Origin of the sequence: Curtobacterium sp. VKM Ac-2922 (assembly GCF_022815645.1) — a bacterium.
In the GTDB taxonomy this organism is placed as follows: domain Bacteria; phylum Actinomycetota; class Actinomycetes; order Actinomycetales; family Microbacteriaceae; genus Curtobacterium.
The window spans coordinates 57,744-78,126 of sequence record NZ_JALGRO010000007.1 but is presented as its reverse complement, the minus strand read 5'-3'; the positions used below and the strand labels follow the sequence as shown (position 1 = coordinate 78,126).

Here is a 20,383-nt window from a genome sequence, read left to right as displayed (position 1 = left end):
CCCGGTCGGACCCAGGATCGAGGCATGACATCAGCAACGACCGCCCTGGTCACCGGGGCGAACAAGGGCATCGGCTTCGCGATCGCACAGTCACTCGGGAGGCTCGGCATGCGTGTCGTCGTCGGCGCGCGTGACACCGCGGCCGGCTCCGACGCCGTGGCCCGGTTGGCCGCACAGGGCATCGACGCGTCCTCGGTGCAGCTCGACGTCACCGACGACGCGAGCGTCCCCGCCGCGGCCCGCGAGCTCGACGAGCGGTTCGGCACGGTCGACGTGCTCGTCAACAACGCCGGCATCTCCGGGTCGTTCGACCCCGTCACGTGGGAACAGGACCCGACGACGACGGACCTGGACGAACTCCGGCGGATCGTCGACACGAACGTGTACGGCGTCGTCCGGGTCACGAACGCGGTGCTCCCGCTGCTGCGCCGGTCGAGCGCCCCGCGGATCGTGAACACCTCGAGCAGCATGGGGTCGCTCACCCGGCAGCCGGGACCGGTGATGGCGGCGTACTCGTCGTCGAAGACGTTCCTCAACGGCATCACCGTGCAGTACGCCCGCGCGTTCGCCGACACCCCGGTGATCGTCAACGCCGCCTGCCCGGGCCTGGTCGCGACGGACTTCAACGGCTTCGCCGGCGACCGGACCCCCGAGCAGGGCGCCGCCCCGGTCGTGCGCCTGGCGACGCTGCCCGACGACGGCCCGCGCGGCGGCCTGTTCGACGAGGACGGCGTGGTGCCCTGGTGATCCGTTCCCATGAACCGGCCATGAGCTGCCGAAGGATGCTCCCAGGTCGGTGACGCCCGCGCTGCCGTGGCCCTACCGTCACCAGCATGCAGTTCTCGCGCACGCTCGTGGTGTCCACCGCGATGACGCTGACCGTCGTGGTCGGCCTGATCGGGTGGGACGCCGCGACGACCACGACGGCGACCTCGGCAACGGCGGGCACGTCGACGGCGCCGGGCGTCGCGAACAGGACCGGCAGCGCGTCCTCGCTGCCGCAGACCACCGCACAGGGAGCACCCGTCACCAGCGACACCGCCGTCGTGACGATCGGCGACTCGATCATGGCCGGCCACGGACTCGACGACCCCTCCGACGCCTGGCCCGTGCTGCTGGGCACCGAGACCGGCCAGGCCGTGACGAACGACTCGTGCAGCGGCGCGGGGTTCATCGCCGTCGGGGACTGCGGCACCGACTACGACGGGCTGCTGGCCGCCGCGGTCGCGAGCGCGCCGGGGACGGTCCTGGTCGAGTCGTCCGACAACGACCTGGGGCAGGACCCCACGGCGCTCGCCGCCGCCACCACGTCGACGATCGCCGCCCTGCACGCCGCGCTGCCCCACGCCCGCATCGTGGGGCTCAGCACGCTCTGGGACCAGCCGGGCACCGTGCCGGACGAGGTCGCCGCCAGCAGCGCCGACCTGCAGCACGCGGTGCAGGCCGTCGGCGGGACGTACATCGACGTCGGGCAACCGATCGCCACCGGTGCCGGGCTGCTGCAGGCGGACAGCGAGCACCCGACCGACGCCGGGCAGCAGGTGCTCGCGACGGCCGTGCTCGCCGACCTGCGCGCCGCCGGCATCGAGGGCTGACCCGCGATCAGTCCGCCACGATCAGTTCTGCGCGGGGTCAGCCTTCGGTGGGGCGGTGCGGCGTCGCGATCCGGTCGTGCAGGGGCTCGGTCTGCCAACGCTCACTGACGTTCAGCGGCGTGAAGGAGAAGCGCTACGGGTGGGCGGAACGGGAAGGCGTGCAGATGATCGCCGTGATCGGTGACGCCGCACACGATCGGCGACTTCGCCAATGCTCGTCTCGCGGCCGCGGCCGCCGTCAGGTCGACCCGATCAACGACCTGTACGGCACCGACACTGTCAGCGAGAACGGCGGCGACGACGGACTCCCGTCCGACCCCTTCGGGTTCAAGGCCGGGATCGACGACAACCACACCGGGCTCGTGAAGTTCGGACTCCGCTGGTACAACCCCGACAACGGGTCCTGGACACAGCAGGACACCCTGGACCGACCGCTCGACCCCAGCAACGGCGATCGCTACGCGTACGCCGGTGGCGGCCCGATCAACTGCTCCGACCCAACCGGGTCCATCTCGTTCAGCCTGTTCGCCAAGCTTCTCGTTGCCGTCGTCACCGGGAAGGACGTCTACACCGTTCTTGGCCCCTCGACGAGGACAGAAGGCTTGAGTACTGACTTCTCCATCGCCTGTGGGCTCGTCGCGGGAGCGATCGCTGCGCCCACTGTCGCAGGCGCGCTCCTGGCCCTCGGAGGGTGTTGTGTGGCTACGAAACTCGTTGAGAACGCCCGAGAAGAAGAAGGCTGATCCCATGGCACCGACAGATTCTGGTCCAGAGGACAACGGAGCACAGCGCCCGAGCCGTTACCAGTGGCGGTACGGGCCGCTTCGACTCGTCATGCCGTGGGTAGCGATCGTCGTCGGGGCCCTCCTCGCCATCATGAACAGTGATCCGGTGCTCCGGATAGGCGGTATCGGGCTGATCGTCTTCGGCATCATCCTGTTCTTCGTCTACCGCTTCATGGCCAAACGAGGAGTCTGAGTTCGTCAGAGTGCTGCTGTACCCACCGCGGGCGGGTGCAGCAGCACTCTTCGCGTGAACGGGTCCTCGAAACAGGTTCACGGTCCCGGTGCAGGCTGGGGCCTGATCACCCTGCACCGATGCCGACGTACCCCTGGCAGTTGGTCCGGGACCGTCGGTTCTGCGGTCGGGTGCGCGTACGACTCAAGTACATCGAAGCCGAAGACGTCGCGACGTTGTCGGCCAAGGATTCGGGTATTCCGTCGACGAGTGCGGTGCCGCGTCAACGGGTTGACGTGGTACCCGCGCTCATGGGAGATGGGATCACGTTTGACCCGTGTCTGCTCGCCGGAACGATCGCGTGGGCAGCACGGATCCGCCGTTCGCTACTGGTCAGCGTCAGCCCGTAGCCATTGCGTGCTGACGCTCATCCGCTCAGCGAGTGCCATCCCCGCGGATGGGACCTCTTGGACCCCGCAAGCCAGCAAATCAGTGAAGACGAGGCGAAGCGCGGCATCCCCCAAGCTGGTTGGGAGGCCCACCGCGCGTCCGACCCGATCGGCGAACCCTCCACCAGCTATAACGTTTGTATCAATTATTGGTTACAATCGTTGTATGGCAGGGGCAACTATGGCGCGTCTTGCGGCGGTCGCGGAACAGCGCTGGGGACTGGTGACGACCGAGCAGGCTGCAGCCGTCGACGTCACACGGAACGCGCTGACACGGCTCACCGCGTCGGGAGCGCTGGTGCGGGTAGCGCAGGGCGTGTACCGGATGGCGGGCGCACCCGAGCTCGAGAACGAGGGGATCTACGCCACGTGGCTCGCGCTCGGTGGAGCGACCCGGCCGGCCACCGACGAGGGTGTGGCACCGGTCGTCGCGGCCGGGGTCACGGCCGCGATCCTGCACGGCATCGGCGACTTCTACCCGGAGCAAGCGGACTTCGTCGTCCCGTCCCGCCGCGGCACACGGCTGCCGGCACGACTGCGGGTTCGATCGCTGACGCCGGCCGAGGTGACCTTCGCCGAGAGCGTGCCGACGCTGACGGTCGAGCGAACGATCGCGGACCTGGTGGGGCTGTGGACCGATCGGTCCCTGGTGGCTGATGCGCTGTTCTCCGCGTACGAGCAGGGCAAGTTCGTTCGGCCGTGGCAGCTCGTCGAGTACTTGGAACCACTCGCGGGGCCGGCGGGCTTCCGCGACGGGACCGACTTCGCGGCCGATCTGCTGGCCATCGCCGGGATCCGACACCCGGTGACCAATGGCTGAGGAAGGGTACGGCAGCTGGACAGCGATCGCGTCAGCGATCAAGGCCTCCGCGCAACGCGCTCGCGCGGAGAGCGCCACGAACCAGGACGTCGGGGCGCTGATCGCCCAGGCGAGGCTGGACCGGTTCCTGTCACGGGTCTTCTCCGACGGCGAGCGGTCGGAGTGGCTGCTCAAGGGCGGCGGGGCGATGCTCGCCCGGGTCTTGCACACTCGCGCGACGAAGGACGTCGACCTGGCCTCATCGAGCGGGGATCTCGACGAGGCGCAGTTGGCGCTTGAGCGAGCTGCGGGTCAGCAACTCGACGACCATCTCCGGTTCGAGCTCACCACCGCCCGTGCGACCGGCCGGGGCGACAACCAGCCCGGCGTCCAGACCCGCCGGCTGCTGTTCTCATGCTTCGACGTACAGACCGGCCGGAAGGTGGGGGAGGTGCCGGTCGATGTCGTCGTGGGGCCAGCACCTGTCGGGACGGTTGAGACCGTCACCCCGGCGAACCGGCTGCCGCTGCCGCGGGATCTCCCGGCCCCGCAGTACCGGCTGTTCCCCGTCGCCGACCAGGTCGCGGAGAAGGTCTGCGCCACGCTGCAGGACTACGACGGCAAGCCGAGCAGCCGCGTGAAGGACCTCGTCGACCTGGTCACCATCGCCCGGACGCAGCAGATCAGCATGCACGAGCTCCACGCTGCGATCGAGCACAAGCGCCGGCAAACCAACCTCGACCCGATCAGGACCTTCGCGGTCCCGGAGGGGTGGGACCGGCAGTACCGGACGCTCGCGGCCGCGACGCCGTCTGCTGGCGGGATCACCGACGTTCACGAGGCCGAGGAGTTCGTGCGCACCCTCATCGATCCGGCTCTCGACGGCGACAGCGAGCAGACCTGGTGCCCGGGCCACGGATGGCACGAAGCCGGCGAAGTGCCGGCGACCGAGAAGTCCACCGATGATCGTTCCGTGCACGTCGACGCGCATGTCCGGAGCGGGCACCCCGGCAGCGAGCATCACCGCGGCCGCCGCGTATCCGGCGCGTAGCCGGCCACGGCCCACGAACTGGGACACACTCGCCGCACCGCGGAACCCTGAGCATCGACCGAGCAACGGGCCGATTCGGAAGATCGCGCGCGAGCGGCGGGACGTGTACGCGAACGAGATCGCGCGTGCCGTGCGATGACGACGCATCGGCAGTGGCGTCGTCCGACCCAACAGCCGACGCAGATGACTCCGAAGATGTCGAACTGACAGACGAACCCGACGTGAAGGGTGGAGCTCAACCGCTCCAGTACTCTGCCGACGCACTGGACCCGCAGACGCCAGACGAAGGCCGCAACACGGTCGGATGATCAGCGAGGACCCCCAAGCGCTGCGCATGTGGTCTAGCGAACCGTGCAGTACGCCCGCGCGTTCGCCGACACCCCGGTGATCGTCAACGCCGCCTGCCCGGGCCTGGTCGCGACCGACTTCAACGGGTTCGCCGGTGACCGCACCCCCGAGCAGGGAGCCGCCCCGGGCGTCTGCCTGGCGACCCTGCCCGACGACGGTCCCCGCGGCGGCCCGTTCGACGAGGACGGTGCCGTGCCCTGGTGAGCGTCAGTCGGTCGGGCGGTGCAGCGTCGCGATCCGGTCGTGCAGGGGCTCGGTCTGCCAGCGCGCACCGAACGTGCCGGCGGCGGGGTCGCACCGCACCCACAGCAGGTGCGGGGTGTCGACGAACCGCACGGCCAGCAGCACCCGTCCGTCCGCACGGACCGCGGCACTGGCCGCCGTCGCGTCCGACACGGTCCATGCGCCGGACCCGAGCGGGACCCGCAGCGGTGACCCGTCCTGGGTCAGCGTGGCGGTCCAGCCGTCGCCGTCCTGCTCGAGCACCACGGTGTCCAGGCCGGGGACTGCGGTCCGGTCGGACACCGTGAAGTCGACCCGGGCCTCCAGGCCGGCGGTGTCGAGCGGTGCGCCGTCGACCGGTGCCAGCGCGAGCGACCCCGTGGCGGACGCCAGCGCCGCGTCTGCGTCGGCGCTGCCGTCGGCGTCGATCGCCGGCAGCAGGTGCTGCCAGACCGCGTCGAGCACGGCCTGCATGTCGAGGCTCTGGCCGGTGATCGCCAGCACCACGTCGTGCTCGGGCAGCACGACGCAGAACTGTCCGTAGGCGCCGTCGCCGCGGAACCCGTGGCGAGCCATCCAGAACTGGTAGCCGTAGCCCTGGCTCCAGTCCGGGTTCGGCTCGTCCGGGTTGGCGACCTGCGTGCGCGTCGCCGCGTCGACCCAGTCCTCGTCGAGGATCCGTTCGCCGTCCCAGACCCCGCGCTGCAGGTACAGCTGGCCGAGCTTCGCGATCGACTCGGTCGTGGCGTAGCAGCCCGAGAAGCCGAGCTCGCCGCGCCCGTCGCGCTTCCAGGACACCTGCTCGATGCCGAGCGGGTCGAACAGCCGCGGGCGTAGGTAGTCGACGAGCGTGCCGCCGCTGACCCGTCGCACGATCTCGGCGAGCGTGTAGGTGCAGGGCTGGTTGTACGCGAACACCGTGCCCGGGTCCTGGTCCGGCGGCAGCAGCAGGAACCCGCGGACGACGTCGTCCGGGTCGATGGCCCGTGCCCGTTCGAGCGTCTCCTCACGGTGCCCGCTCGACATCGCCAGGATGTTCCGCAGCGTCATCGTCCGGCTGCGGGCGTCGGTGACCTCGGCGTCGAGTTCGGGGAAGTGGCTGATCACGGTGCTGTCCAGGTCGAGCAACCCCGCGCGCGCGGCGATGCCGACCGCCGCCGCGGTGAAGCTCTTGCTGAGCGAGTACAACAGGTGCGGCCGCTCTGCGGTGTAGGGACCCCACCACCCCTCGGCGGCGACCTGCCCGTGGCGCAGCAGCACGAAGCCGTGCGGTTCCACGTCGGGGGTCGTCTCGAGGGCACGGACGAGGGCCTGGACCCCGGTCGCGTCGATGCCGAGGGCGGACGGGGTGCTGCGCTGGAACGTCGTCGTCACGACCCTGAGCGTAGTCACCGGACGCCTGACATCATCGGGGGAGCGTTCGCATCCAGATCGCGCCGCCGTCACGACGACAAGGATCCGCATGCCGTTCTTCACCCCGTCCGCCCCTGCCCCGGGCGACCAGCCGGCGACCGGAGCGCGGAAGGCCTGGTCGGACGCGTTCGGCGGACTCGCCACCCGGTGCCTGCAGGTCATCATCGTCCTGGTCATCGTGATCGGCATCGTCTACGCCGTCGCCACGCTCAGCGTCGTGACGATCCCGATCCTGCTCGCGCTCATCATCGCCAGCGCGATGCACCCCGTCGTGTCCTGGTTGCGCCGACACCACGTGCCGTCGGTCATCGCCACGCTGGCCGTGCTGCTGGGTGTGCTGGTCGTGCTCGGGCTGGTCGCGTGGCTCATCGTCGTCGCGGTCGAGAACCAGTGGTCCGACCTGCAGCAGTCCGCGGTCGACGGGTTCCAGCAGCTGCAGGGCTGGGTGACGTCGCTGCCGTTCTCGATCACGGACTCGCAGATCGACAGCGCGACCAAGGCCGCCACCGACTTCGTCACGAGCGCCAAGTTCGGGTCGGGGGCGCTCGCCGGGGCCTCGGCCACCGCGAACTTCCTGACCGGACTCGTGCTGATGATCGTCGTGCTGTTCTTCTTCCTCAAGGACGGCCCGAAGATCTGGGAGTTCCTGCTCCGCCCCTTCACCGGTGCGCGCTACGACCGTGCGCGCCGCGTCGGCGACCGCGTCGTGTCGACCCTGGGCGGGTACGTCCGGGGCACGGCGATGGTGGCCGCCGTCGACGCCATCGGCATCGGCGTGGGCATCGCGATCGTCGGGGTGCCGCTCGCGCTGCCCCTGGCCGTCGTCGTGTTCATCACGGCGTTCATCCCGATCGTCGGTGCGACGGCCGCCGGCATCCTGGCAGCGCTCGTCGCCCTGGTCGCGCTCGGACCGGTGCAGGCGCTGATCGTCGTCGGCATCGTGATCCTGGTGAACCAGCTCGAGGGCAACTTCCTGCAGCCGGTCCTGATGGGCAAGACGCTGCAGCTGCACGGCCTGGTCATCCTGATCGGCCTGACGGCGGGCACCGTGCTGGCGGGCATCACCGGTGCGGTCATCGCCGTGCCGCTGCTGGCCGCTGCGTGGGGTGCCGTGCAGGTCTGGGACGGGCCGGACACGCCCGCCAAGCCGTGGCGGCAGAAGCGGTCCGAAGCAGTCGGCGCACAGTAGGGATCGCGGGGGATACTGGGGTATGCGTGAACTCCAAGCGGCCATCGCAGCCGACCTCAACGTCCAGCCCGACATCGACCCGGCTGCAGAAGTCGAGCGTCGCGTCGGATTCCTCCGTGACTACCTGCTGACCACCGGTGCCAAGGGCCTGGTCCTCGCCATCAGCGGTGGACAGGACTCCTCGCTCGCCGGCCGGCTCTGCCAGCTCGCGATCGAGTCCCTGCGCGCCGACGGCCACGACGCGTCGTTCACGACCGTCCGCATGCCGTACCGCACCCAGGCCGACGAGGACGACGCGCAGCTCGCGCTGCAGTTCATCGCGGCCGAGCCGGGGATCACCGTGAACATCCAGCACGGCGTCGACGGGGTCGTGCAGGACACGCAGGACTCCGGCGTCGAGCTGAGCGACTTCGTCAAGGGCAACGTCAAGGCCCGGATGCGCATGGTCGCCCAGTACGCGGTGGCCGGGCAGCGGGGCCTGCTCGTCGTCGGCACCGACCACGCGGCCGAGGCCGTCACGGGCTTCTTCACCAAGTACGGCGACGGCGGGGTCGACCTGACGCCGCTCACCGGGCTGACCAAGAGCCAGGGGCGTCAGCTGCTCGAGCACCTCGGTGCGCCCGCGCGGCTGTACCAGAAGGCCCCCACCGCCGACCTGCTCGACGACCTGCCGGGCCAGACGGACGAAGCCAACCTCGGCATGCGCTACGCCGAGATCGACGCGTACCTGCAGGGGCACGACGTGCCGGTCGAGGTCGCCGAGGCGATCGAGGCCCGCTACCACGCCACCGAACACAAGCGCCAGGTGCCGGCCACCCCGTTCGACGCCTGGTGGCGTTCCTGACGCACGTGTCGGTGGCGAACGCCACCGCCTGACGGACAGGAGGCCCGGTGCCCGCTGGCACCCGGCCACCCGGTCGTCCCGTGGCCGGGGCAGCCGGCCCGGGCGGCCGTGCGCGCGGCGCTCGGGGCGCCGAGCGACGCACGCACGGCCTTGGTGAGCTCGTCGGCCAGCACCTCGTCCGCACCCTGCTCGACCCCGTCGAAGACCGCGGTGACGACCTGCTCCGGGGTGTTCTTCGGGGCGTCCACCCCGTCGGTCATCGCGGTGTCCGTGTAGCCGAGGTAGGCGCCGACGACCTGCACGCCGTCGCCCGCGAGCTCGAGCCGGGTGGAGTCGGTGGCCGACCAGAGTCCGGCCTTCGAGACGCCGTACGCGCCGCTGCCGGGGAGCCAGCTCAACACCGACGCGACGTTGACCACGGCGCCGTGCGCCTGACGGAGTGCGGGGGCGAACGCGCGGGTGACCAGCAGCGGGCCGACCAGGTTGGTCTCGATCTGGGTTCGGATGTCCTCGAGCGGGCCGTCGACCAGGCCGCCCTGCCGCAGCTGCCCGGCGTTGTTGACCACGACGGTGACGTCCGCGGCCTCGGTCGCAGCGTGGGACACCGACGCCTGGTCGCTGACGTCGAGCACGAGCGGCACCACGCGGGCGTCGTCCCAGTCGCGGGGTCGACGTGCTGCGGCGTAGACCTTCGTCGCGCCGCGGTCCAGGGCCTGGCGTACGAACTCGGTGCCGAGTCCGCCGTTCGCGCCGGTGACGAGCACGATCTGTCCGGTGAGTGCGGTCATGGTGGGGTTCCTTCCGTCGGAGCACCGGTCGGTGCCGCTGTCACAGGAGAGCAATACGACCGGTCGTCTCATTCCCGGAGTGGGACAATCAGTGCATGCCCAAACCCAGTCTGCGTGACGCGATCGTCGACGCTGCCCTCGTCGAGTTCCACCAGCACGGGTACGCGGGCACCGGCGTCGCCGCGATCACGGGGTCGGCCGGGGCGCCGAAGGGCTCGTTCTACAACCACTTCCGGTCCAAGGCCGACCTGGCGATGGTCGTCGCGGACCGGTTCGCCGCCGCGTCACCCGTCGACCTGTTGCAGGACCAAGCGGTGCCGCGTGCGATCGACCGGATCACGGGGTACTTCGACGTCATGCTCGACCGGCTGGCCGGCATCGACTTCCGGTACGGGTGCCTGCTGGGCAACCTGGCCGTGGACACCGCGACCGACGAACCCACGGTCGCGGCGCACGTCGACACGGTGTTCGCGGCCTGGGTGGGGCAGCTGGCGGCAGCGGTCCGGCTGGCACAGGAGCAGGGGGACGTCGACCGCGACCGCGACCCGGACCTGGTCGGCGCGCAACTGGTCGACCTGTGGGAGGGTGCGGCACTGCGGGCGAAGGCGCGGCGCGACGGTGCCCTCACCCGGCGCGTGGTGACCGACGGGGTTCGGCGGTTGCTGGTCGGCTGACGTCGCTCGATCAGACGGCGGCGGCAGTGGTGCGACGGTGTGCCGCGGCCGGGTGTGACGCGGGCAGCCGGCCCGGGCCACCGGTCAGGCGTTCGCGCAGGGTCTCGCCGGGCGTGTACCGCTCGGGCAGGCGGCCGCGCTCCCGCAGCAGGGGCGTGACGTACGTGCCGAAGTCGCGCACGGTGTCGAACGAGTGGTACTGCCGCAGGTTGATGCCGTCGATGCCGTCGTCATCCAGCCAGCTCTCGATCTGCTCGGTGACGGCCTCGGGGACCCCGGCCGCCCAGAACGCACCGTGCCAGGCCTCGTCGACCCGGTCGAGCAGCTCGCCGACGGTGGCGTCGAGCGCGACCCGGCCGACCAGGCGGTCCCCGCCATCAACCCCCTCGGCCTCGAGGGCGTCGCGGACGGTCCGGCTGCGCGGGTGTGCCAGCGCGTCGAAGGGGACGCTGCCGTGGACGAGCGGCCCCTCCTCGCTGCGGAACGCCCGGTACTGGGCGACCCTGTCCTCGACCTCGCGCTGGGTCGGCGCCGTGATGACGGCGGCCTGCGTCACGAACCGGACGTCGTCCCGGCTGCGCCCGGCGTCCTCGGCTGCGGCGCGCACCGCGTCGGCGGTCCGCTGGACCCCGTGTCCACCGGTGAACACGACCTCGGCGTGCCGGCCGGCGCGGGCGATGCCAGCCGGGGACCCGGTCGCCAGGAACAGTGCCGGGGTGCGCTGCAGTGAGGGCTCGGACAGGTGCGGTCCGGCGACGCTGAAGTGCGTGCCGACGTGGTCGATCGGGTGCACCTTGCTCGGGTCCGTGTACACGCCGTGCTCGGCATCGCGGACGACGGCATCGTCCTCCCACGAGCCCTCCCACAGCTGGTAGAGCACGTCGAGGTACTCGTCGGCGATCTCGTACCGGGTGTCGTGCGGGATCTCGGTGGCCAGACCGAAGTTCCGGGCGGCGTTCGGCAGGTAGCTCGTCACGACGTTCCACCCGACGCGGCCGTTCGTCAGGTGGTCGAGCGTCGACATGCGGCGGGCGAACGCGAACGGCGGCTCGTAGCTGGTCGACGCGGTGATGCCGAAGCCGAGGTGCTCGGTGACGGCGGCCATCGCGGGCACGACGAGCATCGGGTCGTTGTTCGGGATCTGCAGGCCCTCGCGCAGGGCCGGTGCCGCGGAGCCCCCGTACACGTCGTACGCGCCCAGGACGTCGGCGATGAAGACGGCGTCGAACTGGCCGGCCTCGGCGGTGCGGGCGAGTTCGGTCCAGTACCGGATGTCCGTGTACCGGTGTCGCGCGTTGCCGGGCAGACGCCACAGTCCGTGGGTGATGTGCCCGACGCAGTTCATCTCGAAGACGTTGAGCAGGAGTCGCTTCGGCATGCTCCGAGGCTACGGAGCCGGGTCCACGGGTCGCGTGTCCGTGACTCCGTGTGTCATCGGTGGACCGTAGGATCGTCCTGGAACACCAGATGCAGCATCCCGGTCGACACCCGACCGGACGAAGGGGGAACACATGTCGGCACTGTTCGCACTCGGAGCGATCCCGGTCATCATCGGCGCGGTGGTCGTCGTCGCGGTCATCGCGCTCGTCTACGCCAAGGCGGTCTACCGGAACGCCGGTGCCGACGAAGCGCTCATCATCACCGGCAAGCGCTCGCGCAAGGTCCAGAACGCCGACGGCACCGAGACCGTCGAGTCCGGCATCAAGGTCGTGCTGGGGGCCGGCGTGCTGGTCCGTCCCTTCTTCGAGAAGGTCGCCAAGCTCTCCCTGAGCTCGCGGGCCATCGACATCAACGTCAACGCGCAGGACTCCCGCGGGGTCACGATCGACGTCGAGGCAGTGGCGCTCGTCAAGGTCGGCGAGACCGACTCGTCCATCCGGGCCGCCGCGCAGCGGTTCCTCGGGCAGGAGAAGAAGATCGACGACTTCGCGCGCGAGGTCCTGTCCGGGTCACTCCGCGCGTCGATCGGTGCGACCGACGTCTCGACCATCATCCGCAACCGCGACCAGCTGACGGTCGCCGTGCTCGACGTCGCCAAGGACGCCCTGCACAGCCAGGGGCTCGACGTCGACTCCTTCGAGATCAAGGGCATCTCGGACCGCAACGAGTACATCAGCGACCTGGGCCGCGCCGAGCGTGCCCGCGTCCGGCTCGAGGCCGAGAACGCCGAGGCGCAGGCCGACCGCGAAGCGCGCGAGGCCCGTGCCCGCGCCGACCAGGCCATCGCCGAGGCCGAGAACACCCTGGCCATCCGGCGGGCCGCGCTGCAGCTCGACGCCGACCGCGCGGGTGCCGAAGCCGCCGCCGCGGGCCCGCTCGCCCAGGCCCGAGCCTCGCAGGGCGTCGTCGAGCAAGAGCAGATCACGGCACAGAAGCGTGCCGAGCTGCGCCGTGCCGAGCTGGACTCCGAGGTCAGCGCCGTCGCCGAGGCGAATGCCCGCAAGACCCGGGTCGAAGCCGAGGCCGCCGCCGCCGCCCAGATCGAGACCGCCCGCGCGCAGGCCGAGGCACGACGCATCGCTGCCGAGGCCGTGGCTGCCGAAGCACACGCCGAGTCCGAGGCCCGCAAGCTCGCCGCCGACGCGTCACGCGCCGAGGGCGAGGCGATCGCCGACGCGATCCGCGCGAAGGGTCGTGCCGAGGCGGAGTCCACCAAGGCCCAGGCCGACGCGCTCGCCGAGCACTCTGACGCGGTGCTGCGCGTCAAGGCCCTCGAGACGCTGCCGGCGATCGCCCGCGAACTCGCGGCACCGATGGCCGCGATCGACTCGCTGACCGTGGTGTCCTCGGACGGTGCTGGGTCGCTGTCCAAGAGCGTCGTGAGTCAGTTCAGCGAGGTCGATGCCCTGCTCGGGGCGACGGCCGGATTCACGCTCAGCGACATCGTCAAGAGCACGACGACCGGTCAGGCGGCAGCGCGCGCAGTGGCTCGCGAGACCGTCTCCGAGTCGACCGAGTAGTCAGCGCTCGTCTGACCCGGGACGGCGGCGCTCGTCCGCCGACTCCTCGGTGTCGCGGCGGGTGTCCTCGCCGGAGCGCTGTCGCTGGTCGCCCGAGGTGCGCCGCTGATCGTCGTCGTGCTGCTCCGGCAGTCCGTCGTCCAGCTCGGCGGCGCGACGGTCGTGCTCGGCAGCCATGCGTTCCTGCCAGACGATGCTGCGCGCGGCGCCCTCGAGCACGTCGTCGACCGACCGTCCGGTCTGGGCGGCGAGTGCTCCGCTGAGGCCCGCGGTCAGGGTCCCCCCGGCCGAGGCCAGCCGCTGGACCACTTCCTCTTGGCGGGGCGTCAGGGGCTGGTCGACCATGCCGTCGACGGTCTCGCGGATGTTCTCCTCGCTCGCGTCGAGGGCTGCCTCGTCGCCGGACTGCAGGGCTGCGGCCTCTCCGACGACGACGAGTCCGAGACGTGCGGCGTCCTCTTCGGGACGGGTGCTTCCGTGCTCGTCGGTCATCGCTGGGACGCTACGCGCGGCACCGGCGCGCTTCCTGGACAGATGGGGGACCGGCGCCTGCAGGATGGGCGGCGTGGAGTACTCGGCGGACCCGTGGGTGCAGCGGCTGCGCGACGGCGTGCCACCGGCGACGTGGCCCGTCGTCGTCGCGATCGTCCTGACGACGATCGCCGGTGTGCTCTTGCTGGTCGCCGAGGCGCTGCACCCCGATGCCGTGCGGCAGATCGATCAGGCGCGTCGGGGGTTCATCGTGCTCCTGGTGCCGCTCGCGCTCGTCGTGTCCGGTCCCTGGGCTGCGATCGCGACGTGGTTGGCGGGGCGCCACGACCGCACGGTGCTCGCACGGATCCGGTCCCGTTCCGAACCGTCGTTCTTCCTGCCCGTCGTGACGCGCTCGGTCCGGGGACCGGACGATCTCCCCGCGCCGCGTCCGACGATCTGGACCGTGGACCACGCGGGGCTGCATGGTTGGGCGCGCGGGCGCGACGCCCCGGTCGTCGAGGTCCCGTGGGACCGGGTGCGCACCATCGACATGGCCACGACGTGGGTGCGCGGCCAGCGGCAGGAGTACGGCATCTGGATCGAAACGGACCGCGGACACCTCGTCCTCCGGCCGCGCGCAGCCCTGACCCGGGCGTCCGAGGCGAGCCAGACGAAGCGGGACGTGCTGATGCGGGTGCTCCGGTCGCTCCGGCGCGAACTCGCTCCCCGCGACTGACCGCGGCTCGGGGCTGCCGCTGCTCAGTCGTCCCAGCGGCGCAGCAGCCACGCCGCGGCAGCGAGTGCCTCGGAGTGCTGGAACGCCCGCAGCGTCGGCATGTTCGGTGGAGCGGGGCGGGACGCCTTCTCGAAGAACGTGCCCGCGAGTCCGGCCAGCACCGCGTCGACGGACACGGGCGACACCCCGGCGAACACCGGGTGCGACGCCAGGTGGTGTTCGACGTCGACGTCCTCGCCGCGGACCAGCGCGTCGAGCAGGTAGGTCAGCGGGTCGAGCCAGTGCGCGCCGATCCCGGCCCAGGGCCAGTCGACGATCCACACCACGCCGTCCCGGTCGATGATCAGGTTGTCGGCGCGGCAGTCGAGGTGGACGAGGTGCTCGCCGTCGACGGCCGCCGCCCCCGCACGAGCCGCGACCGCCATCCGTGGTGCGTGTGCTGCCACCTCGGCGGGGACCACGTCCGGCAGCCCCTCGGCGAGCATCCGGTCCCAGCTCGCGAAGTCCGACGCCAGGTCGGATGCGGCGCGCGGCAGCTCGGCGAGGGCGCCCGTGGCGAGCGGGAGCGTGTGCAGCGCGTCGAGCACGGCGGTGACCTCGGCGCCGTCGAGCGCGCGCCCCGGGTGACGGCCCTCGACGTCCTCGAGGACCACCGCGATCCACCGGTCAGCGCCGACGTCGGCGGTGAGCGCGGCCCGGAGCCGGGGTGCCTGCACACCGGACGGCAGCGCGGACATGACCCGGGCCTCCTGTCCGTGCAGGGCGAACCCGTCCGCGTTCCGTGACCGTGAGAGCGTCTTGACGAACGCCCGCGTGCCGGTGTCGGTCACGACCCGGTCGGCGCCACCGGGGGAGTACCCGCCGGCCTGCGAGTCGGCGGTGACCACCCGGCCTCCGAGCACCCCCTCGACCTGCGCGCGCAGCTGCTCCGGTACCTCGGCCCACGTCGTCCGCCCCATGCTCCGACCGTACCTTCCTGAAGGGGCACTCACGAACGTGCGCTGACGGCAAGATTGCGTTGCCCGCAACACTGCTCGTGGTGTAAAGTTGCAGCGTCTGCAACGAAGCGGACCGCACTCCACACGAACCGCTCCGAAGGACTCTCCATGTCAACAGCCACTGCACCGGTCCAGGTGTCCGGCGGGCGACCCCAGGCACCGGCCGCCGCGCCGGGCAAGCCGATCATGTCGCACCGCCAGATCCTGCTCGTCATCTACGGCCTGATGGCCGGCATGTTCCTGTCGTCCCTCGACCAGACGATCGTCGGTACGGCCATCCGCACCATCGGCGACGACCTGCACGGCCTCGACCAGCAGGCCTGGGTGACGACCGCGTACCTCATCGCCAGCACCATCACGACGCCGATCTACGGCAAGCTCTCCGACGTCTTCGGCCGCCGCCCGCTGTACATCTTCGGCATCGCGGTGTTCATCCTCGGCTCGCTGCTGTCGACCCTGTCGACCTCGATGATCATGCTCGCGGCCTTCCGTGCTTTCCAGGGCATCGGTGCCGGCGCGCTGATGTCGCTGCCGCTGGCCATCATGGGCGACATCCTGGCTCCTCGTGAGCGCGCGAAGTACCAGGGCTACTTCCTGGCCGTGTTCGGCATCTCGAGCGTCATCGGTCCGCTCATCGGTGGCCTGTTCGCCGGTGCGGACCAGATCCTGTGGATCACCGGCTGGCGCTGGGTCTTCCTGGTGAACGTCCCGATCGGCGTGGGCGCGCTGCTCATGGTCATCGCGTTCCTGCACCTGCCCAAGTTCGGCGACGCCAAGGCCAAGCCGCGCATCGACTGGTGGGGCGCGACCGCCGTCATCGCCACGCTGGTGCCGCTGCTGCTCGTCGCCGAGCAGGGCCGCACGTGGGGCTGGGGCTCCGCCGGCGCGATCGCCTGCTACGTCATCGGCGCCCTGGGACTCGTCACCTTCCTGGTCGTCGAGACCCTGATGAAGGACGACGCGATCATCCCGCTCAAGCTGTTCCGCTCGGGTGTGTTCTCGATGGCGACGGTGCTGGGCTTCCTGGTCGGCTTCGCGATGTTCGGCGCCATGCTGACCATCCCGCTGTACCTGCAGATCGTGACCGGGCTGACCCCGACCCAGTCGGGCTTCGCGACCCTGCCGATGATCGGTGGGCTCATGATCGCCTCGATCGCGTCCGGGCAGATCGTCGCCCGTACGGGCCGGTACCGGATCTTCCCGGTCATCGGCACCGCGTTCACGGCCGTCGGGTACGTGTTCCTGACGTTCATGACGATCGACAAGCCGCTCTGGTTCCTGATGATCGGCATGTTCTTCATCGGGCTCGGCCTCGGCCAGCTCATGCAGAGCATCACGCTCGCGTCGCAGAACTCGGTCCAGCCGCGTGACATGGGTGTGGCCACGTCGTCGGCCACGTTCTTCCGCCAGATCGGTGGCACGCTCGGCACGGCCGTGCTGCTGTCGATCCTGTTCTCGGTGATGCCGGCGAACATCGTCAGCGCCACCGCCGACAAGGGGAACCTGACCGCCGGCCTCGACGCGGCGCTCAACCCGACCGTCGCCACGGCGAAGGCGAACCAGGGCGTCATGGACCAGATCTGGAACCCGATCGTCACGCCGATCAAGCAGAACGTCGCATCGGGTCTGGCAACCGGCACGGCAGCGGCCAAGCAGGCAGCCGACCAGGCCGTCACGCAGCAGGTCACCGCAGCGGTGCAGGCGCAGGTCGCCGCGGGCACCGTCCCCGCCGCGGCAGCCCAGACGGTCATCGACCAGCAGGTCGCCGACGCCACGCCGGCCGCCGAGGCCACCGCGCTCTCCGCAGCCGCGGACAAGGCGCACGCGACGGTGTCGAACGGCACGCTCGTGGTCGACTGGTCGAACGCCTCCGACCGGCAGTACTACGTCGACCAGGTCGTCCCGACGCTCGTCAAGCAGCTCGACAAGGGCACGGGCTCGTCGTCCGGCTCGAGCGCCGACACCAGTGACACGTCGTTCCTGAACGGCGCGGCACCGGCACTGACCCGGCCGTTCATGACCGGGTTCAACACCTCGGCCGTCACGGTGTACTGGGTCGGTCTCGGCGTGATCCTGCTGGCCTTCGTCCTCAGCTGGTTCTTCAAGGCGCCGCCGCTCCGCAAGAGCTCGGCCCTGCAGGAGCAGGCGGACGCCGACGGCACGGCGGACGACCTCGAGGCCCAGGCGGTCGCCGCGGCCAACACGATGGGCTCGCCCACCGCGCCGTCCACCGGTTCGATCCCCGTCCAGCGCGCCGGCCGGGCGGACTAGGCACCTCGGGGCCTCCCGCACCACGCGGGAGGCCCCGACCCGCACCAGGAGCACACCGTGAGCACCGTCCCTGTCACCGTCACCGAGCCCGACGCCGAGTCCTGCGGGCTGCGCGAGCGCAAGAAGCAGCGCACCCGCCAGGCCATCCACGAGTCGGCCATGCGGCTGGTCACCGAGCGTGGGCTCGCCGGCGTCACGGTCGAGGAGATCTGCGACGACGCGGGTGTCTCGCCGCGCACGTTCTTCAACTACTTTCCGGCCAAGGGCAACGCCGCACTCGGGCTGCCGTCCGCCGCCGTCCCCGACCGGGCCCGCGCCGCCTTCACCGGCGCCGATGGCCCGCTCGTCGCCGACCTGTGCGACCTGGTCGCCAGCACGCTCGAACTGCCCACCGACCGCCTCGGCATGAAGGCGCTGGTGCGGGAGCGGCCCGAGATGGTCCCGACCATGCTGCAGTGGATGGCGGACGCCCGGGTCGCGGTGCACCGGGTGGCGTGCGAGCGTACCGACGCCGCCACCGCCAGCACGGCGGTCACGCTGGTCATGGCCGCGGTCATCGAGACCGCGCACCGCTCGGACGCCGACGCAGTCGACGCGCCCGACGCGTTCGCGTCGCGGGTGCGCGCGGTCGTCCGCGAGATGGGCGCGCTCGCCGCGTCCTGAGCCGGGCCGCTGCGCGGCCGCGCGGCGGCCCGGCCGCGCCGTGGTGCGGCCGGCGGCGCCGCTGCGCCGAGTCTCCGCCCTGCGGACAGATTGCGCCGTCCGGACGCCGCAGGATGTCCGCATGGCCGAGACTCGGCGGCGGCACCCTGCGCGGGCGGCACCGGGACCGGCACCGGCACCGGACGGGAGGCTCGGCACCGGTCCGGCACCGAGCCTCCCGTCCGGCGACCACGCGCGTTCCGACCCGCCACCTCGCGCCCGGTGGGTCGATTCGCGCATGGTCGGTCGGGACTTCCGCCTGACCAGCGCGAATCGACCCTCGTCGCGCGATGTGACCGACCACGCGCGGACCGGCCTCCGGCGCGCGGACTGGCCGATCGCGAGCGTTTCGACCTGCCACGTGCCAGTCATCGGACCGATGACTCCGGGAATCCGCGCTTTCGTCATGAAAGAAGTGCTTGACGCGCCAGACATCCGATGTTTTGATGTCCTCGTTCGGTCGACGGCGACCGGACGGGCAGGAGTAGACGATGAGCCGCATCACCGGACTGCGGGTCCGCGACATCCGGTTCCCCACCTCGCGGGAACACGACGGGTCCGACGCGATGAACCCCGATCCCGACTACTCCGCCGCGTACGTCGAAGTCACCACCGACGCCCTCGACGGCCACTCCGGATCCGCCTTCGTCTTCACGATCGGCCGCGGCAACGAGGTGCAGGAAGCGGCGATCGCAGCCCTGCGCGGGCACGTCGTCGGCCGGGATGCCGAGGCGTTGCTGGCGGACATGGGTGGCACGTGGCGGAGCATGGTGCACGACTCGCAGCTGCGGTGGTTGGGCCCGGAGAAGGGCGTGATGCACATGGCGATCGGCGCCGTCGTGAACGCCCTGTGGGACCTGCGGGCCAAGCGTGCCGGGCAGCCGCTGTGGGCACTGCTGGCGGACCTGAGCCCCGAGGAGCTCGTCGAACTCGTCGACTTCCGGTACCTCACCGACGCGATCACCCCCGACGACGCACTCGAGCTGTTCCGCCGTGCCGAGCCCTTGCGGGCCGAACGCCGTGCCCGGCTCGAGCAGCAGGGGTACCCGGCGTACACGACCACGCCCGGCTGGCTCGGCTACGACGACGACAAGCTCGCCCGTCTGTGCCGCGAGGCCGTGGACGAGGGCTTCACCCAGATCAAGCTCAAGGTCGGCGGCGACGTCGACGAGGACGTCCGACGTCTGGGCATCGCCCGCCGGGTCGTCGGCCCGGACGTCAAGATCGCGATCGACGCGAACCAGCGCTGGGACGTCGACGCCGCCGTGGCGTGGATCGACCGGTTGCGGGAGTTCGACATCGCGTGGGTGGAAGAGCCGACCAGCCCGGACGACGTCCTGGGTCATGCGGAGATCGCCCGCCGGATCGCCCCGATCCCGGTCGCGACGGGCGAGCACATGGCGAACCGGGTGATCGCGAAGCAGCTCATCCAGGCCGAGGCCATGCGGGTGCTGCAGATCGATGCCACCCGGGTCGCGGGCGTGAACGAGAACATCGCGATCCTGCTGCTGGCGGCCAAGCACGGCGTCCGGGTCTGCCCGCACGCGGGTGGTGTCGGGCTGTGCGAGGCGGTGCAGCACCTGTCGATGTTCGACGCGGTCGCGCTGACCGGCGAGCTCGAGGGTCGCTACATCGAGTTCGTCGACCACCTGCACGAGCACTTCGTGACCCCGGTCGACGTGCACGGGGGCCGCTACTGGGCCCCGACCGCCCCCGGCGCGGGCACCGAGATGCTCGCCGACTCCCTCGACACCTACACCTACCCCGACGGACCGGTCTGGGCGGCGGCCTCGGCCACCGACCCGGTCCGCGACACCATCCGCGTCGCCTGACCGGCGCCCGGACGCACGCAGCACCAGGCACACAGCACCACACCACCCAGCACCACGACACCCGACTCACCCAGCACCACG

The 20,383-nt window shown here is 71.0% G+C and carries 21 protein-coding genes; 16 read left to right on the top strand and 5 right to left on the bottom strand.

Features of this window, described 5'->3' with window-relative positions; genetic code table 11:
* Positions 1-24: 24 nt before the first annotated feature.
* The 8 genes from MT346_RS09780 (at position 25) to MT346_RS09745 (ending at position 5,403) form a co-directional block, all read left to right on the top strand.
* Complete coding sequence (locus tag MT346_RS09780) at positions 25-747, top strand: SDR family oxidoreductase (protein WP_243562876.1); 723 nt, start codon at positions 25-27, stop codon at positions 745-747.
* 86 nt (positions 748-833) lie between these two features.
* Complete coding sequence (locus MT346_RS09775) at positions 834-1,595, top strand: SGNH/GDSL hydrolase family protein (protein ID WP_243562875.1); 762 nt, start codon at positions 834-836, stop codon at positions 1,593-1,595.
* 173 nt (positions 1,596-1,768) lie between these two features.
* Positions 1,769-2,338 carry an RHS repeat-associated core domain-containing protein gene (locus MT346_RS09770; RefSeq protein WP_243562874.1) on the top strand — a complete coding sequence of 190 codons (570 nt, stop codon included), beginning with the start codon at positions 1,769-1,771 and terminating at the stop codon, positions 2,336-2,338.
* Between the two features lie 4 nt (positions 2,339-2,342).
* Positions 2,343-2,573, top strand: a complete 231-nt coding sequence (locus MT346_RS09765; protein WP_243562873.1) for a hypothetical protein — start codon at positions 2,343-2,345, stop codon at positions 2,571-2,573.
* A gap of 119 nt (positions 2,574-2,692) precedes the next feature.
* Positions 2,693-2,962, top strand: a complete 270-nt coding sequence (locus tag MT346_RS09760; protein ID WP_243562872.1) for a hypothetical protein — start codon at positions 2,693-2,695, stop codon at positions 2,960-2,962.
* A gap of 205 nt (positions 2,963-3,167) precedes the next feature.
* Positions 3,168-3,821 carry a type IV toxin-antitoxin system AbiEi family antitoxin domain-containing protein gene (locus tag MT346_RS09755; protein WP_243562871.1) on the top strand — a complete coding sequence of 218 codons (654 nt, stop codon included), beginning with the start codon at positions 3,168-3,170 and terminating at the stop codon, positions 3,819-3,821.
* Positions 3,814-4,851 carry a nucleotidyl transferase AbiEii/AbiGii toxin family protein gene (locus MT346_RS09750; protein ID WP_243562870.1) on the top strand — a complete coding sequence of 346 codons (1,038 nt, stop codon included), beginning with the start codon at positions 3,814-3,816 and terminating at the stop codon, positions 4,849-4,851. The genes MT346_RS09755 and MT346_RS09750 overlap by 8 nt, the downstream gene beginning before the upstream one ends.
* Positions 4,852-5,202: 351 nt before the next feature.
* Positions 5,203-5,403: a hypothetical protein gene (locus MT346_RS09745; protein ID WP_243562869.1), complete on the top strand. Its 201-nt coding sequence runs from the start codon at positions 5,203-5,205 to the stop codon at positions 5,401-5,403.
* Positions 5,404-5,406: 3 nt separating this feature from the next.
* On the opposite strand, the gene MT346_RS09740 is transcribed toward MT346_RS09745, so the two are convergent.
* Positions 5,407-6,795, bottom strand: a complete 1,389-nt coding sequence (locus tag MT346_RS09740) for a serine hydrolase (RefSeq protein WP_243562868.1) — start codon at positions 6,793-6,795, stop codon at positions 5,407-5,409.
* An 88-nt stretch (positions 6,796-6,883) separates the two neighbouring features.
* Between MT346_RS09740 and MT346_RS09735 the strand changes: the two genes are divergently transcribed.
* Positions 6,884-8,023, top strand: coding sequence for an AI-2E family transporter (locus tag MT346_RS09735; RefSeq protein WP_243562867.1), 1,140 nt, complete (start codon positions 6,884-6,886; stop codon positions 8,021-8,023).
* A 22-nt stretch (positions 8,024-8,045) separates the two neighbouring features.
* Positions 8,046-8,867, top strand: coding sequence for an ammonia-dependent NAD(+) synthetase (gene nadE, locus MT346_RS09730; protein WP_243562866.1), 822 nt, complete (start codon positions 8,046-8,048; stop codon positions 8,865-8,867).
* Here nadE and MT346_RS09725 read toward each other — a convergent pair.
* Positions 8,801-9,655: an SDR family oxidoreductase gene (locus tag MT346_RS09725; protein ID WP_308221886.1), complete on the bottom strand. Its 855-nt coding sequence runs from the start codon at positions 9,653-9,655 to the stop codon at positions 8,801-8,803. The two genes, nadE and MT346_RS09725, sit on opposite strands and share 67 nt — an antisense overlap.
* A 95-nt stretch (positions 9,656-9,750) precedes the next feature.
* On the opposite strand from MT346_RS09725, the gene MT346_RS09720 reads away from it, so the two are divergent.
* On the top strand, positions 9,751-10,329 hold the full coding sequence (locus tag MT346_RS09720; RefSeq protein WP_243562865.1) for a TetR/AcrR family transcriptional regulator: 579 nt from the start codon (positions 9,751-9,753) through the stop codon (positions 10,327-10,329).
* 10 nt (positions 10,330-10,339) lie between these two features.
* Here MT346_RS09720 and MT346_RS09715 read toward each other — a convergent pair whose 3' ends face one another.
* Positions 10,340-11,707 carry an NtaA/DmoA family FMN-dependent monooxygenase gene (locus MT346_RS09715; RefSeq protein ID WP_243562864.1) on the bottom strand — a complete coding sequence of 456 codons (1,368 nt, stop codon included), beginning with the start codon at positions 11,705-11,707 and terminating at the stop codon, positions 10,340-10,342.
* A 133-nt stretch (positions 11,708-11,840) separates the two neighbouring features.
* Here MT346_RS09715 and MT346_RS09710 point away from each other — a divergent pair, with 133 nt between their 5' ends.
* Complete coding sequence (locus MT346_RS09710; RefSeq protein ID WP_243562863.1) at positions 11,841-13,289, top strand: flotillin family protein; 1,449 nt, start codon at positions 11,841-11,843, stop codon at positions 13,287-13,289.
* On the opposite strand, the gene MT346_RS09705 is transcribed toward MT346_RS09710, so the two are convergent.
* The gene (locus MT346_RS09705) at positions 13,290-13,781 is read right to left on the bottom strand and encodes a hypothetical protein (RefSeq protein ID WP_243562862.1); all 492 of its coding nucleotides are present in this window, start codon (positions 13,779-13,781) and stop codon (positions 13,290-13,292) included.
* Positions 13,782-13,854: 73 nt separating this feature from the next.
* Here MT346_RS09705 and MT346_RS09700 point away from each other — a divergent pair, with 73 nt between their 5' ends.
* Positions 13,855-14,499 carry a hypothetical protein gene (locus tag MT346_RS09700; RefSeq protein ID WP_243562861.1) on the top strand — a complete coding sequence of 215 codons (645 nt, stop codon included), beginning with the start codon at positions 13,855-13,857 and terminating at the stop codon, positions 14,497-14,499.
* Positions 14,500-14,522: 23 nt separating this feature from the next.
* On the opposite strand, the gene MT346_RS09695 is transcribed toward MT346_RS09700, so the two are convergent.
* A complete protein-coding gene (locus tag MT346_RS09695) occupies positions 14,523-15,458 on the bottom strand; it encodes a phosphotransferase (RefSeq protein ID WP_243562860.1) in 936 nt (311 codons plus the stop codon).
* Between the two features lie 147 nt (positions 15,459-15,605).
* Here MT346_RS09695 and MT346_RS09690 point away from each other — a divergent pair, with 147 nt between their 5' ends.
* The 3 genes from MT346_RS09690 to MT346_RS09680 all read left to right on the top strand — a co-directional run bounded on the left by MT346_RS09690 (position 15,606) and on the right by MT346_RS09680 (position 20,302).
* Positions 15,606-17,768, top strand: a complete 2,163-nt coding sequence (locus MT346_RS09690; protein WP_243562859.1) for an MDR family MFS transporter — start codon at positions 15,606-15,608, stop codon at positions 17,766-17,768.
* A 57-nt stretch (positions 17,769-17,825) separates the two neighbouring features.
* The gene (locus MT346_RS09685; RefSeq protein WP_243562858.1) at positions 17,826-18,431 is read left to right on the top strand and encodes a TetR/AcrR family transcriptional regulator; all 606 of its coding nucleotides are present in this window, start codon (positions 17,826-17,828) and stop codon (positions 18,429-18,431) included.
* Positions 18,432-18,961: 530 nt separating this feature from the next.
* Positions 18,962-20,302 carry an enolase C-terminal domain-like protein gene (locus tag MT346_RS09680; RefSeq protein ID WP_243562857.1) on the top strand — a complete coding sequence of 447 codons (1,341 nt, stop codon included), beginning with the start codon at positions 18,962-18,964 and terminating at the stop codon, positions 20,300-20,302.
* Positions 20,303-20,383 lie beyond the last annotated feature (81 nt).

Coding starts and splice junctions, on each gene's coding strand:
- MT346_RS09780 (WP_243562876.1), top strand. CDS start 25: ATGACATCAGCAACGACCGCCCTGGTCACCGGGGCGAACAAGGGCATC.
- MT346_RS09775 (WP_243562875.1), top strand. CDS start 834: ATGCAGTTCTCGCGCACGCTCGTGGTGTCCACCGCGATGACGCTGACC.
- MT346_RS09765 (WP_243562873.1), top strand. CDS start 2,343: ATGGCACCGACAGATTCTGGTCCAGAGGACAACGGAGCACAGCGCCCG.
- MT346_RS09760 (WP_243562872.1), top strand. CDS start 2,693: ATGCCGACGTACCCCTGGCAGTTGGTCCGGGACCGTCGGTTCTGCGGT.
- MT346_RS09755 (WP_243562871.1), top strand. CDS start 3,168: ATGGCAGGGGCAACTATGGCGCGTCTTGCGGCGGTCGCGGAACAGCGC.
- MT346_RS09750 (WP_243562870.1), top strand. CDS start 3,814: ATGGCTGAGGAAGGGTACGGCAGCTGGACAGCGATCGCGTCAGCGATC.
- MT346_RS09735 (WP_243562867.1), top strand. CDS start 6,884: ATGCCGTTCTTCACCCCGTCCGCCCCTGCCCCGGGCGACCAGCCGGCG.
- nadE (WP_243562866.1), top strand. CDS start 8,046: ATGCGTGAACTCCAAGCGGCCATCGCAGCCGACCTCAACGTCCAGCCC.
- MT346_RS09725 (WP_308221886.1), bottom strand. CDS start 9,655: ATGACCGCACTCACCGGACAGATCGTGCTCGTCACCGGCGCGAACGGC.
- MT346_RS09720 (WP_243562865.1), top strand. CDS start 9,751: ATGCCCAAACCCAGTCTGCGTGACGCGATCGTCGACGCTGCCCTCGTC.
- MT346_RS09715 (WP_243562864.1), bottom strand. CDS start 11,707: ATGCCGAAGCGACTCCTGCTCAACGTCTTCGAGATGAACTGCGTCGGG.
- MT346_RS09710 (WP_243562863.1), top strand. CDS start 11,841: ATGTCGGCACTGTTCGCACTCGGAGCGATCCCGGTCATCATCGGCGCG.
- MT346_RS09705 (WP_243562862.1), bottom strand. CDS start 13,781: ATGACCGACGAGCACGGAAGCACCCGTCCCGAAGAGGACGCCGCACGT.
- MT346_RS09695 (WP_243562860.1), bottom strand. CDS start 15,458: ATGGGGCGGACGACGTGGGCCGAGGTACCGGAGCAGCTGCGCGCGCAG.
- MT346_RS09690 (WP_243562859.1), top strand. CDS start 15,606: ATGTCAACAGCCACTGCACCGGTCCAGGTGTCCGGCGGGCGACCCCAG.
- MT346_RS09680 (WP_243562857.1), top strand. CDS start 18,962: ATGAGCCGCATCACCGGACTGCGGGTCCGCGACATCCGGTTCCCCACC.